This window comes from Idiomarina sp. T82-3 (assembly GCF_001577655.1).
GTDB lineage: Bacteria > Pseudomonadota > Gammaproteobacteria > Enterobacterales > Alteromonadaceae > Idiomarina > Idiomarina baltica.
Window position 1 is genome coordinate 18,871 of record NZ_LSBQ01000006.1, and the last position, 12,437, is coordinate 31,307.

The 12,437-nt window shown below is 48.2% G+C and carries 12 protein-coding genes; 8 read left to right on the plus strand and 4 right to left on the minus strand.

All coding sequences use genetic code 11. The annotated features are described in order from the left end of the window. The first annotated feature begins 28 nt into the window (after positions 1–28). Genes radA through AWU56_RS05330 form a run of 4 tightly spaced genes read left to right on the plus strand, consistent with a single transcriptional unit; the run spans position 29 to position 3,857 of the window. Positions 29–1,393, plus strand: a complete 1,365-nt coding sequence (radA, locus tag AWU56_RS05315; RefSeq protein ID WP_286681955.1) for a DNA repair protein RadA — start codon at positions 29–31, stop codon at positions 1,391–1,393. Beyond that, entirely contained in the window at positions 1,383–2,150 is a 768-nt protein-coding gene (locus AWU56_RS05320) for an ABC transporter substrate-binding protein (RefSeq protein ID WP_286681956.1), read from the plus strand. The genes radA and AWU56_RS05320 overlap by 11 nt, the downstream gene beginning before the upstream one ends. After that, positions 2,147–3,118 (plus strand): FecCD family ABC transporter permease, encoded by a 972-nt coding sequence (locus AWU56_RS05325; RefSeq protein ID WP_272978377.1) that lies wholly within the window; start codon positions 2,147–2,149, stop codon positions 3,116–3,118. Before AWU56_RS05320 ends, AWU56_RS05325 begins: the two co-directional genes overlap by 4 nt. Continuing rightward, positions 3,111–3,857, plus strand: coding sequence for an ABC transporter ATP-binding protein (locus tag AWU56_RS05330; RefSeq protein ID WP_286681957.1), 747 nt, complete (start codon positions 3,111–3,113; stop codon positions 3,855–3,857). The genes AWU56_RS05325 and AWU56_RS05330 overlap by 8 nt, the downstream gene beginning before the upstream one ends. Here the strand turns inward: AWU56_RS05330 and ettA are convergent. Continuing rightward, on the minus strand, positions 3,854–5,518 hold the full coding sequence (gene ettA / locus AWU56_RS05335; RefSeq protein ID WP_006956478.1) for an energy-dependent translational throttle protein EttA: 1,665 nt from the start codon (positions 5,516–5,518) through the stop codon (positions 3,854–3,856). The two genes, AWU56_RS05330 and ettA, sit on opposite strands and share 4 nt — an antisense overlap. Positions 5,519–5,701: 183 nt before the next feature. Here ettA and glyA point away from each other — a divergent pair, with 183 nt between their 5' ends. Genes glyA through ribBA form a run of 4 tightly spaced genes read left to right on the plus strand, consistent with a single transcriptional unit; the run spans position 5,702 to position 9,669 of the window. After that, complete coding sequence (gene glyA, locus AWU56_RS05340) at positions 5,702–6,958, plus strand: serine hydroxymethyltransferase (RefSeq protein ID WP_006956479.1); 1,257 nt, start codon at positions 5,702–5,704, stop codon at positions 6,956–6,958. A gap of 20 nt (positions 6,959–6,978) precedes the next feature. Next, complete coding sequence (gene nrdR / locus AWU56_RS05345; protein ID WP_006956480.1) at positions 6,979–7,428, plus strand: transcriptional regulator NrdR; 450 nt, start codon at positions 6,979–6,981, stop codon at positions 7,426–7,428. Beyond that, positions 7,421–8,542 (plus strand): bifunctional diaminohydroxyphosphoribosylaminopyrimidine deaminase/5-amino-6-(5-phosphoribosylamino)uracil reductase RibD, encoded by a 1,122-nt coding sequence (gene ribD, locus AWU56_RS05350; RefSeq protein WP_286681958.1) that lies wholly within the window; start codon positions 7,421–7,423, stop codon positions 8,540–8,542. Before nrdR ends, ribD begins: the two co-directional genes overlap by 8 nt. 8 nt (positions 8,543–8,550) lie before the next feature. Next, complete coding sequence (gene ribBA, locus AWU56_RS05355) at positions 8,551–9,669, plus strand: bifunctional 3,4-dihydroxy-2-butanone-4-phosphate synthase/GTP cyclohydrolase II (RefSeq protein WP_006956482.1); 1,119 nt, start codon at positions 8,551–8,553, stop codon at positions 9,667–9,669. On the opposite strand, the gene AWU56_RS05360 is transcribed toward ribBA, so the two are convergent. From AWU56_RS05360 to AWU56_RS05370, 3 genes are read right to left on the minus strand one after another with little or no spacing between them, the layout of a single operon-like run. Then, entirely contained in the window at positions 9,647–10,537 is an 891-nt protein-coding gene (locus tag AWU56_RS05360; RefSeq protein WP_272978381.1) for a ketopantoate reductase family protein, read from the minus strand. The genes ribBA and AWU56_RS05360 overlap by 23 nt on opposite strands. Beyond that, positions 10,530–11,852 (minus strand): AmpG family muropeptide MFS transporter, encoded by a 1,323-nt coding sequence (locus AWU56_RS05365; protein WP_272978382.1) that lies wholly within the window; start codon positions 11,850–11,852, stop codon positions 10,530–10,532. Before AWU56_RS05365 ends, AWU56_RS05360 begins: the two co-directional genes overlap by 8 nt. Beyond that, positions 11,849–12,436, minus strand: coding sequence for a peptidylprolyl isomerase (locus AWU56_RS05370; RefSeq protein WP_006956485.1), 588 nt, complete (start codon positions 12,434–12,436; stop codon positions 11,849–11,851). The genes AWU56_RS05365 and AWU56_RS05370 overlap by 4 nt, the downstream gene beginning before the upstream one ends. Position 12,437: the final 1 nt, after the last annotated feature.

The following is a 12,437-nucleotide window of genomic DNA, read 5'->3' on the forward strand; positions in this document are numbered from 1 at the left end:
GAGAGCATCATAGAACGAGAGCAGTGACATGGCAAAGACAAAAACAGCGTACGTGTGTACCGAATGCGGTGCTGACTTCCCCCGGTGGGTAGGTCAGTGCAGTGAATGTAAAGCATGGAATACCGTATCCGAGGTGCGTTTGGGCAATAATAAAGGAGCTGTCTCTGCAACACGCAGTGGATTCGCGGGAGTCACTCAAGCTAAGGTTACGACGTTAAATGAAGTTTCTTTGGAAGAGGTTCCGCGCTTTAGTTCTACTTTTAAGGAGTTTGACCGCGTCTTGGGAGGTGGTGTCGTACCGGGGTCGGCCATATTGATTGGTGGTTCTCCGGGAGCGGGAAAGAGTACCTTGCTATTGCAAACCCTATGCCGCCTGGCGGGGGGAATGAAAGCCCTATATGTCACCGGTGAGGAGTCGTTGCAGCAGGTCGCTATGCGAGCAAAACGACTCGGCTTGCCTATGGATAAGTTAAGAATGCTTGCCGAAACGTCGGTCGAAACGATTTGTCAGCTTGCCGACCAAGAAAAGCCTCAGTTGATGGTGATTGACTCAATACAGGTCATGCATTTAGATGACATTGCGTCTGCGCCGGGCAGCGTGTCACAGGTACGCGAGTCAGCGGCGTTTTTAACGCGGTATGCTAAACAGAAAGGTGTTGCCATTATTATGGTAGGGCATGTTACCAAAGATGGTTCGTTGGCAGGACCTAAGGTTCTGGAACATTGTATTGATTGCTCGGTCATTTTAGATGGCTCGTCAGATAGCCGTTACCGTACGTTACGCGGTACTAAAAATCGTTTTGGCGCGGTGAATGAGTTGGGCGTCTTTGCCATGACAGGCAGTGGGTTAAAAGAAGTTTCTAACCCATCAGCCATTTTCCTGCAGCGCGGTGAAGAGCAAGGCAATGGTTCGGTAGTAACGGTTATTTGGGAAGGGACTCGACCATTACTCGTCGAAATTCAAGCTTTGGTAGATTACTCCGCATTAGCTAACCCGCGCCGCGTAGCCGTGGGTTTAGAAGCGACTCGACTTGCTTTGCTATTAGCTGTATTACACCGGCACGGCGGACTGCATGTCTCTGATCAAGATGTGTTTGTTAATGTGGTTGGTGGGGTAAAAGTGTCTGAGACATCGGCTGACTTGGCGCTGATGCTTGCCATCGTATCGAGTTTTAAAGGCGAACCTTTAGCACGCGAGTTAATTATTCTGGGAGAGGTTGGGCTCGCCGGTGAAATACGACCGGTGCCGAACGGACAAGAGCGTTTGAATGAAGCGGCAAAGCACGGTTTTAAACGTGCAATCGTCCCACATGGTAATGCCCCTAAGCAGGCGATTGAAGGGATGCAAGTGACACCCGTTAAGAACCTGCAGGAAGCGCTCGATGCGATTTAAAGGGCTGGTCGCATGCCTGTTTCTCGTGTTCTCGGTTGCGGCGGAGGCTTCTTCTCGCTGGGTCAGTTTAAATCAGTGCCTCGATTATTTGCTAATCGACTGGGCACCCGAGCAGGTGGTTGGGATTACGGGGCTCGATGAGACATTAATCAATGAGAAGCACCGTGCCCACTTTGGGCGTTTAGAGAATATTTTAAGGTTACAGCCCGATCGCGTGTTTGCAACAGAGTACAATAATCCTAAATTGATTCGGTTATTACGTCAGTATACTGAAGTCGAGGTTTTGCCCCAGCCTTCCAGTCTTGCGCGATATGATGAGTGGGTGACACAACTGAGCCAATATGCTCAGTTAGCCCCTCATGCACGTGCTCATCAACAGCAGTTAGAACAAGCGATGAAGCAAGCACAACAGGTTGCACAGAAGGTTATTATATTGATGCCCAATCAGTTTAGTTGGGGAACGGCGAGTTGGGCTGATGAATTAATTAGTGCGATGCACTGGAAAAACTTAGCCGCGCCTTTTGGAGAAAACCTGGTCTCCTTAACCCTAGAAGAAGTGATAAAGCTTACGCCGGATCGTTATTTGCTAGAGGGGTTTAGCCGGGCTCATTACGCTCTTGCAAATGAGTGGCTCTACCACCCCTTACTGCGAGAACACTTAGAAAAAACACCGACTCAACAAATTCCTCCACGACTTTCCTCGTGCCCAGTGGTGTTTGCTGATGATTATTTGAAGGCTATTCAAGGAAAATTATGAAACTGAGTCAGAGACAGTGTTTTATTATCCTGTTTGCCATTGTTATTTTACTTAGCGCTCTACAGCTCACCGTGGGGGGAAGCTCAATTAATTGGTGGATGCCGAATGCACTAGAGAAAGATATCATCTGGGATATCCGTGTTCCACGAACGTTGTTAACCTGGTTGATTGCTAGTGCTCTTGGGCTTGCTGGCGCAGTGATGCAGCTATTACTTAGAAACCCATTGGCTGAGCCGGGCATCACGGGTGTATCCGGGTGCGCTGCTTTAGTGACTATTGCGTGTCTTTACTTTGGCTGGTTACCCGCCTTTTCCTTTGGGCTGCCGGCATTGGCTTTAGTTGGCGGTTTGCTCGGTGTCTCGTTGCTGATGGTGCTTGCTGGACGACGGGCCTCGCCTACGCGAGTGATTTTAGCAGGGGTTGCGATTGCAACCATGAGTAGCGCAGCGATGGGATTGTTGCTTTATCTCGCGCCGAATCCGTTTGCATTCCAAGAATGGGCCTTTTGGCATATGGGAAGCTTGGCAAATAAAAGTTGGCACTCAGTGATGCTGGCGCTACCGGGCATTGTGCTCGCGTTTCCTATCGTATGGTTGGGACGTCGCTTTTTATACGCGCTAACATTGTCTGAAGAGACCGTCGCGACGATGGGGTTCAATGTGGCGCGCTACCGCAATTGGATGTTGTTAGCTGTGGCGCTACTGACGACCGCATCGGTCGTAGCCGTTGGTGTGATTGGATTTGTTGGTTTATTAGCACCTCATGCAGTACGATTGTTAGGATTTAACCATCCGAAGTACGTACTGTGGCTGTCTCCAGTGACCGCAATTCTTTTACTCATTAGTTTTGATACGCTAGCACAGCTAATGAGCACCGCGCGTGAATTACCCGTGGGCATATTAGCGGCGTTAGTCGGCGCGCCACTGCTTATTGTGCTACTGGTTCGAGAGCGAAACAGCCATGCTTGAGCTTGACGATCTTTATCTTGCCGGGATTTCTCGGCCACGCTTGCAACATATCAATCTGAAGCTAACAAGCAATCAGCTGATTGGTGTTATTGGCGCTAATGGTGCGGGAAAAAGCTCATTATTGCGCGGAATAGCCGCAGTTGAACCTCAACTAAAGGGCCATATTCGATTTAAACATCAGGACTGGTTGCGCTTATCGCATCGTCAGCGACAAAAGTACTTGGGGTATTTGCCTCAGACAGAAGCGCCTGAATGGGATATTCGTATTGATGAGCTGGTCAATCTGTCGGCGCAGGTCACGCATTCACAATTAATGAAGCATTTAGAAAAGTATGCGCTACTGACTTTAAAGGAACGTCGAGTTTCACAAGTATCGGGAGGGGAACGACAGCGCGCATTACTAGCTCGGGCAACGTTGTCGGAGCCACAATTGCTTATTTGTGATGAACCCGTCAGTGGTCTCGATGTGGCGCATCAATTAACCATTATGCAGCAGTTGCATAATCACGCTCGCACGCACGGTCTGGTTTTGGCGGCGATTCACGATCTAGCGCTAGCAGCACGTTTTTGTGACAGTTTACTGTTAATGCACAATGGGGAATTAGTGCAGAGCGGGGAGCCGTTTGAGGTGTTGACTGAAAAAAACTTAGCTCACTGTTTTGGTGTACAAGCCGAGTGGTTTTGTAAAGATAACGGCGTTGGTTGGATACCAACGCCGTTGCAAGCAGTAAAAGATTAACCGATCGGTTTATATTTAATGCGGTGTGGCTCCATTGCCTGTTCGCCAAACTTCTCTTTCATATAAGCTTCGTAATCGCTGTAGTTACCTTCGTAGAAGACCACTTCAGCTTCATCGCGATAATCAAGAATATGGGTGGCGATCCGGTCTAAGAACCAACGGTCGTGCGAGATAACCAAAGCTGAACCTGGGAACTCGAGGATGGCTTCTTCCAGTGCTCGTAACGTCTCAACATCGAGATCGTTGGTGGGTTCATCTAATAATAAGACGTTGCCGCCCGCTTTAAGCAGTTTCGCAAGGTGCACGCGGTTGCGTTCACCGCCCGACAGCTCACCGATACGTTTTTGTTGGTCGGTGCCTTTAAAGTTAAAGCGACCGACGTAAGCGCGCCCTTGAACCTCAAAGTTACCAATGCGCAGGATATCGTTACCATCGGTAATTTCTTGGAATACGGTTTTGCTATCATCCATGCTGTCGCGGAACTGATCAACGCTCGCTAATTCAACGGTATCACCGAGTTCAATTGAGCCACTGTCGGGCTGTTCTTGGCCACTGATCATACGGAATAAGGTGGATTTACCCGCGCCGTTCGGACCAATGATACCGACGATAGCACCTTTAGGGACACTAAAGCTCAAGTTATCAATAAGCTGGCGCCCTTCGTAGGCTTTGCTAATCCCGTTAACCTCAATGACCTTATCACCCAAGCGCGGACCTGGTGGAATAAATAGCTCATTGGTTTCATTACGTTTTTGATAGTCGCTACTTTGTAATTCTTCAAAGCGAGCCATACGCGCTTTGCTTTTCGCCTGACGACCTTTCGGATTAGTACGTACCCACTCAAGTTCTTGTTTGATGGTGCGTTGACGAGCTTTCTCTTGACGTTCTTCTTGTGCAAGACGCTTCTCTTTTTGCTCCAACCAAGAAGAGTAGTTGCCTTCCCATGGAATACCATAACCACGGTCAAGTTCAAGGATCCAGCCTGCTACGTTGTCTAAGAAATAACGGTCGTGGGTAATAGCAACGACGGTGCCTGTGTAATCATGTAAGAAGCGCTCTAGCCATGCGACTGACTCTGCATCCAAGTGGTTGGTGGGCTCATCGAGCAGCAACATGTCGGGCTTGGAAAGTAACAGACGACAAATAGCAACACGGCGACGTTCACCGCCTGATAGGTTACCGATTTTAGCGTCCCACTGTGGCAAACGCAGTGCATCAGCGGCGCGGTCAAGGATATTTTCGATGTTGTGACCATCTTTGGCCTGAATCAGCGCCTCGAGTTGAGCTTGTTCTTTTGCCAACGCATCAAAATCAGCATTCTCATCGGCGTAGGCCGCATAGACTTCATCTAAGCGAGTAAAGGCCTCTTTAACGTCAGCGACGGCTTCTTCCACCGTTTCCTTAACGGTCTTTTCTTCATCGAGCTGTGGCTCCTGCGGAAGGTAGCCAATGTTAATTCCTGCTAAGGGACGCGCTTCTCCCTCATATTCAGTATCAACACCCGCCATAATGCGAAGCAAGGTCGATTTACCGGCACCATTAAGACCTAAAACACCGATCTTAGCGCCTGGGAAAAACGATAATGAGATATCTTTTAAGATAGTTTTTTTGGGTGGAACAACTTTGCTCACCCGCGACATTGAATAGATATATTGCGCCATAGCGACGAACATTCCTACTGTTGGATTGAAAATAGGACCTAGTTTACTGGTAAATACAGCAAATGCCCAAATTTGTTGCCGAATTTTTTCTTAACGGCATGTGACGGTTTGCTAGGCAGTTTGGGGTATTTTGCGGTAAACTGCACGTCATAATTTGGCTAATGAAATTGATGGATGTCCGAGATGCAGAAAAAAGATCAGACAATTGCCGCGTTTGACGCGGAGTTATGGCAAGCAATGAATCAGGAAGTTGAGCGTCAAGAACAACACATTGAGCTGATTGCTTCAGAAAACTATACCAGCCCACGTGTGCTAGAGGCACAAGGCTCACAGTTAACTAATAAATACGCCGAGGGTTATCCTCATAAGCGTTACTATGGCGGCTGTGAATATGTGGACGTAGTTGAAGACCTCGCGATTGCACGTGCTAAAGAATTGTTTGGTGCTAAATACGCGAACGTACAACCGCATTCAGGCTCACAAGCCAACACCGCTGCATTCATGGCACTTATGGAAGCCGGTGATACCTTCTTGGGAATGAGTTTGGCACACGGTGGCCATCTGACTCACGGTGCGGGTGTTAACTTCTCGGGCAAGCTTTACAATGCCGTACAATATGGTATTTCAGAAGAAACCGGTGAAATCGATTACAACCAAGTTGAAGAGTTAGCTAAAGAGCATCAGCCGAAGGTTATCGTTGCTGGTTTCTCTGCATACTCGGGTATTGTTGATTGGCAGCGTTTCAGACAAATTGCTGACGAAGTGGGTGCTTATTTGTTGGTAGATATGGCGCACGTAGCGGGTCTGGTTGCTGCAGGTGTATACCCAAGTCCAATTCCTTACGCAGACGTAGTAACAACGACAACACATAAAACCCTCGCAGGTCCGCGTAGTGGTCTGATCTTGTCTGGCAAAGATGATGAGAAACTGCACAAGAAATTAAATAGTGCGGTATTCCCAGGTAATCAAGGTGGTCCGTTGATGCACGTTATCGCAGCGAAAGCGGTGGCGTTTAAAGAAGCCCTTGAGCCTGAATTTAAAGCGTATCAAGAACAAGTGCTAAAGAACGCTAATGCGATGGTTAAAGCTCTGCAAGCACGTGGTTATAAAATCGTATCGAATGGCACGCAGAACCATTTGTTCCTCGTTGATTTAATCGACAAAGACATCACGGGTAAAGATGCCGATGCTGCATTAGGCCGTGCATACATTACGGTCAACAAAAATGCGGTACCGAATGACCCGCGTTCGCCGTTCGTCACTTCCGGTCTTCGTCTAGGTACGCCTGCAATTACGCGTCGCGGCTTCAAGGAAGCAGAAGCTGAGCAAGTAGCTAATTGGATTTGCGATGTATTAGATGACATTAATAACGAAGAGACGATTGATCGCGTTCGTAACGATGTCAAAACGTTGTGTGCCGAGTTTCCAGTTTATAAATAACGTTTGAAAAGGAGCGCGCTATGCACTGTCCATTCTGCGGAACACAAGATACCAAGGTCATCGATTCGCGGTTAGTAGGGGACGGTGCATCGGTGCGCAGGCGCCGAGAATGTAGCCATTGTCGCGAGCGCTTTACAACATTTGAGACTGCTGAACTGGTAATGCCCCGTGTAATTAAAACAGACGGTGGGCGTGAACCTTTTAATGAAGATAAGCTTCGCAGTGGGCTATTACGTGCGCTTGAAAAGCGTCCGGTCAGTCTCGAAAAAATGGAACAAGCGGTCAATAAAATCAAATCCAGTATCCGTGCAACCGGCGAGCGAGAGATTACCTCTAACTTTATTGGCAACCTGGTGATGGATAACCTTAAGCAAATCGATAAAGTCGCCTACGTTCGTTTTGCTTCGGTCTATCGCTCTTTTGAGGATATCAAAGAGTTCGGCGAGGAGATCGCGCGGCTCAATGATTAGTTTGGCACAAGATAAGCACGACCATCTTTATATGCATCGCGCCTTGGAATTGGCAAGAAAAGGGCGCTTTACGACTGGACCTAATCCTGCCGTCGGTTGTGTCATCGTAAAAGACGCCAGTATCGTTGGCGAAGGATGGCATCAGAAGGCGGGCGAACCCCACGCCGAGGTCTTTGCGTTACGCCAGGCTGGCACACAAGCCAAACATGCAACCGCCTATGTTACGCTTGAGCCATGCAGTCACCAAGGTCGCACACCGCCCTGTGTTGATGCATTGATTAATGCGGAAGTAGCTCGCGTGGTTATCGCGATGCAAGATCCCAATCCGATTGTATCAGGTCGTGGCATTCATAAATTACACGATGCTGATATCGAAGTTCGTGTTGGTTTATTTGAAACTGCAGCGCGAGCGCTTAATCCTGGTTTTATTCATCGTATGCAGACTCAATTACCCTATGTGCGGGTTAAGCTCGCGAGCTCGCTTGATGGGCGTACGGCGTTGAGTAATGGAGTGAGTCAATGGATTACCGGTGCTGCAGCGCGTGCTGACGTTCAGGTATGGCGTGCACAAGCCGACGCAATATTAACTGGTGCGGATACGGTGCTGGTGGATAACCCGAGACTGAATGTACGCCCTGAACAGTGGCCTGACGGGATCGAAAAACCATTATTTTTCAAGCAGCCCGTGCGTGTGATTATTGACGGGAAAAACCGCATTCATGATGATTTGCGACTATTTGAGGTTGAAACGCCTGTATTTGTCGTCCGCACTACGGAAGCTCCTGCTTCTCGACATCGTCATTGCCACGAGATTATTGCTAAAGCAGATAGCCAGGGTCGCGTAGACTTACATGACGCACTGAAAGAACTCGCATTGCGTGAGATTAATTTGGTATGGACCGAGTGTGGAGCTCAGTTAGCGGGTGCTCTTTTTAACGCTCAGGTAGTGAATGAACTGGTCTATTATCAAGCCAACAAAGTATTAGGCAGTGACGCACGCAGTATGATTGCGTTGCAGGAACTGACTCAACTCGATGATGCGCTCTCATTTAACGTGCTTGAGCGCAGAATGGTCGGCGAGGATATTCGCGTGATCGCTCAGCCAATGAAGTAGGAACTATTATGTCATTGCATTCGACAGAAGAGATTATTGAAGATATCAAGCAAGGTAAGATGGTCATTCTAATGGATGACGAGGACCGCGAGAATGAGGGCGATCTTATTCTTGCAGCAGACTGCGTGACCCCTGAAGCGATAAATTTCATGGCGCGTTATGGTCGGGGACTGATCTGCCTGACCCTCAGCGAGGAACGTTGTAAGCAACTTAACCTGCCGCTGATGGTTGATCGCAACAATGCGCCATACTCGACTGCTTTTACGGTATCCATTGAGGCCGCCGAGGGTGTGACTACAGGTATTTCGGCAGCTGACCGCGCACAAACAGTGAAAGCAGCCGTAGCACGTAATGCTCAGCCGGAAGACTTGGTAATGCCGGGTCATATATTTCCACTGAAAGCTAAGCAGGGCGGTGTACTCAACCGTGCGGGGCACACGGAAGCCGGTTGTGATCTCGCGCGCCTAGCCGGCTATGAACCTGCTGCAGTGATTGTCGAAGTGCTTAATGAAGACGGCACCATGGCGCGCCGGGCGGACCTAGAAAAGTTTGCCGAAGCACACGATATTAAAGTGGGTACTATTGCTGACTTGATCGAGTATCGCTCAGTGCGCGAGAAAACCATTCGCCGTGTAGCCCAGTGTCAGTTGCCGACCAGTTTTGGCAAATTCAATATGATCACGTATCAAGACTCAATCGATCAACAAGTTCATCATGCGTTAGTGCATGGCGAAATTAATGCCGAAAAGGTAACTAACGTGCGCGTGCATTTGCAAGACAGTTTGCATGATACTTTATCAACTGAACGCGCGGCGAAGCGTAGCTGGCCGATTGCCAAGGCGATGCAATATATTGCCGAAAACGATGGTGTTCTAGTGCTTATTGGTCGTCAGCAAACGCCTGAGGATATCATTGCACAAGTGAAAGAATTTGAGGCACAGGATCAAGGACAGCACAAACCGACTGCGTCGGCATCTAATGCTTCACGAAATGTGGGGGTTGGTTCGCAAATCCTTGCTGATTTAGGCATTCACCAAATGCATCTGCTCAGTTCACCGAAGCGTTATTCGGCATTGTCGGGATTCGGGCTTGAAGTTGTTGACTTCATCGAAGATAAAGCTGATTGAATTGATGATATAGAGCCGCATGAGTAGGTAGATTAACGCCTAACTCAGCGGCCTTTTTTAGCGCGTAGCCAGTCAGGGCCTTAATTTCTGTTTTTCGGTTAGCTTTTATATCCGACAGCATTGAAGACTGGTTTTCGGCGGTCGCCTCGCATACCTGTTCGACTAATACGAGCAAATCCGCAGTATTTAAACGATAGCCAAGCGCTTGACTCAGACTGACCAACTCAGAAACCAGCATACGTCGCTGTTCATGGTATTGTTCTTTGAGCAGTTCACCATTGAGACACTGGTTCACCGCTGTTAATGGATTAATTACACAATTAAGGCAAAATTTTTGCCATTGTCGTGCTTTGATGTCTGCATCAAAGTGCAGTTTTGGAAAGGCGGTATGCAACTGTTCGGTTAGTTGTTGATGATGTTGTATGCGCGCATCGATCCAGTCTGAACCCAATCCTTTGTGCTCGGTCACTCGGTTACTGCGCGTCACGCCATGAGTGGTTATCCATGTATAACAGGGGCGTGATGTGGTTAAGTCTACAAGGCCGTTATGCGCGCAGATAATAGGTCGATCGTGAGGTACACCCAGTGTATCTAGACGTCGAAATACACTCTCAAGATCATAGGCCTTAACGGCTATAAAAACCGCTTGTATTGAGCTGAAGTCGCTATCCTTGATGATAGGAATTCGGCAAAGCTCAGTACGCGCTGACTGATAATCTCTAAAGTGATAATCAAAAAAATCTGCGTGTGGACTAGGTGAGCGAGGCAATGTAACGATAGGCAGCTTGGCACATTGCCATTGATGGGCAATAAGCTGACCTATCGCACCCGCGCCGACGAGTAGTAACTGTTTAGGATGTTCACTCATTTGAACCCCAGTGTGCCTGATAGCTTCGTTTTAGATAGCCAAGTAATAGCAAGCTTGGCAGGATTGCTAAACTGGTAAGCACAAAGAACAGACTCCAATTGCCATCGAGCTTATCAACCAGTACACCGCTGTAGGCGGATAAAGTGGTTCGGCCAAAGGTGCTCAGTGACGCGAGTAACGCATACTGAGTCGCGGTAAAGGTTCGGTCACATAAAAAGCTGATAAAACCTACAAAAGCTACAGTCGACCAAGCACTCGTAAAGCCATCGACTAGCACGGCCGCAAGAAACAGGTTCTCACTGGGTCCAACGTTAGCAATCCAAGCGAACATTAGATTTGAGCCCGCCATAGCGATGCCTGCAATCAGAAGACCTTTGAATTGACCAATACGCAGAGTTACCACGCCTCCGACTAGTGAAAAGAAGATAGTTATCCACCAAGTCACGAGTTTAGAGTAAGTGCCGATTTGCTCATTTGAAAAGCCGATCTCTTTATAAAATACAATCGACATTCGACCTAAAAAGGCTTCGCCTATTTTAAAAAGAAACACAAACAGCAAAATTTGTATTGCCAGTTTCGCACCGTTGCGTGAGAAGAAAGAACTAATGGGCTCAATGACGACAGTACTGATCCGTTTTAATAAGGATAGGGTCGCTATGGTAGTTGCTTTGACCTGTGTGTAACGTGCAGGCTTTATAAATAGAGTGACCAAAGCCAACGAAAGCATAAGCGCGGCGAGCACGATATAGGCATCCTGCCATTGCCAACGGGTACCGTCGACTAACAGAAACGGAATTGCGCCGAGACCCGCGTAGCCGCTCCACCAACCTGATGTGGCCATGGCGGCTCCAGCACTTTGCATGCGTCCTTCCGATTCAGAGAATGTCTCAATGCGATAAGCGTCAATGGCAATATCCTGGGTCGCAGAGCTAATGGCAATGAGCAGGGCGGCGATACCGACTAGATGTAAATTATCAGCGATGGTTAAAGTCGATATAAAGATACAGAGCGCGGCTATAAGAAGTTGACAGAGTAAGATCCAACTACGACGTTGTCCTAACCAGCGATTCAATACTGGAAGTTTAACGCTATCGACAAGAGGAGACCAAAGAAAATTGATTGAGTAGACCGCGAATACGGCACCGAAATAACCGATAACTGATCGGCTTAAGCCTTCTTCTTGCAACCATGCTGACAATGCTGAGCCAATCATCACCCAAGGAAAACCGCTGGAAAGCGCTAAGAAAAAGAGCGCTATCACACGTGGTTGACGGTAAACGTTAAGATCGGTCTTTAACGTATGCTGCGCTGTCATTGCGGCACGATTTCAATTCGTTTAAGCACGGGCGGGTTAGCAGGAACATCGCGCCAACCGGTTTTTTCGTCAAATGGCAAGGATTCAAGAGCGGCTAATTTTTCGAGCACGTCTAAACCTTTAGTGATACGTCCAAATACGGCGTAGCCCCAGTCACCGTCGTCGGGGTTGAGTGAGGTATTGTCGTTTAAATTAAAAAAGAACTGGCGAGTTGCTGTGTGAGGCTCACGTTCCCGAGCCATAGCGATGGTACCGTAGGTGTTTAACAGGCCGTTGCCCGATTCGTTTACGATCGTTTCATAGCTCGGCTTATCAGAGAATTCAGCATCGTAGCCGCCGCCCTGAATAACAAAGCCAGGTACTAGACGATGGAAGATAGTGTTGTTGTATTGCGCCTTAGCAACGTAGCGGAGAAAGTTAGCGACGGTGATAGGCGCTGCTTCGCGGTTAAGCTCGACAGTCAAATTGCCTTCAGAGGTGACAAAAACGACGGTTGGAAAGGGATTGTCGGGCTGCACTTGTGCTTGCGAATATGGGCTTGCTAAGACAATAAAACATGTTAATAGTGCGATAATTGTTTTCATT

Coding starts and splice junctions, on each gene's coding strand:
- radA (WP_286681955.1), top strand. CDS start 29: ATGGCAAAGACAAAAACAGCGTACGTGTGTACCGAATGCGGTGCTGAC.
- AWU56_RS05320 (WP_286681956.1), top strand. CDS start 1,383: ATGCGATTTAAAGGGCTGGTCGCATGCCTGTTTCTCGTGTTCTCGGTT.
- AWU56_RS05325 (WP_272978377.1), top strand. CDS start 2,147: ATGAAACTGAGTCAGAGACAGTGTTTTATTATCCTGTTTGCCATTGTT.
- AWU56_RS05330 (WP_286681957.1), top strand. CDS start 3,111: ATGCTTGAGCTTGACGATCTTTATCTTGCCGGGATTTCTCGGCCACGC.
- ettA (WP_006956478.1), bottom strand. CDS start 5,518: ATGGCGCAATATATCTATTCAATGTCGCGGGTGAGCAAAGTTGTTCCA.
- glyA (WP_006956479.1), top strand. CDS start 5,702: ATGCAGAAAAAAGATCAGACAATTGCCGCGTTTGACGCGGAGTTATGG.
- nrdR (WP_006956480.1), top strand. CDS start 6,979: ATGCACTGTCCATTCTGCGGAACACAAGATACCAAGGTCATCGATTCG.
- ribD (WP_286681958.1), top strand. CDS start 7,421: ATGATTAGTTTGGCACAAGATAAGCACGACCATCTTTATATGCATCGC.
- ribBA (WP_006956482.1), top strand. CDS start 8,551: ATGTCATTGCATTCGACAGAAGAGATTATTGAAGATATCAAGCAAGGT.
- AWU56_RS05360 (WP_272978381.1), bottom strand. CDS start 10,537: ATGAGTGAACATCCTAAACAGTTACTACTCGTCGGCGCGGGTGCGATA.
- AWU56_RS05365 (WP_272978382.1), bottom strand. CDS start 11,852: ATGACAGCGCAGCATACGTTAAAGACCGATCTTAACGTTTACCGTCAA.
- AWU56_RS05370 (WP_006956485.1), bottom strand. CDS start 12,436: ATGAAAACAATTATCGCACTATTAACATGTTTTATTGTCTTAGCAAGC.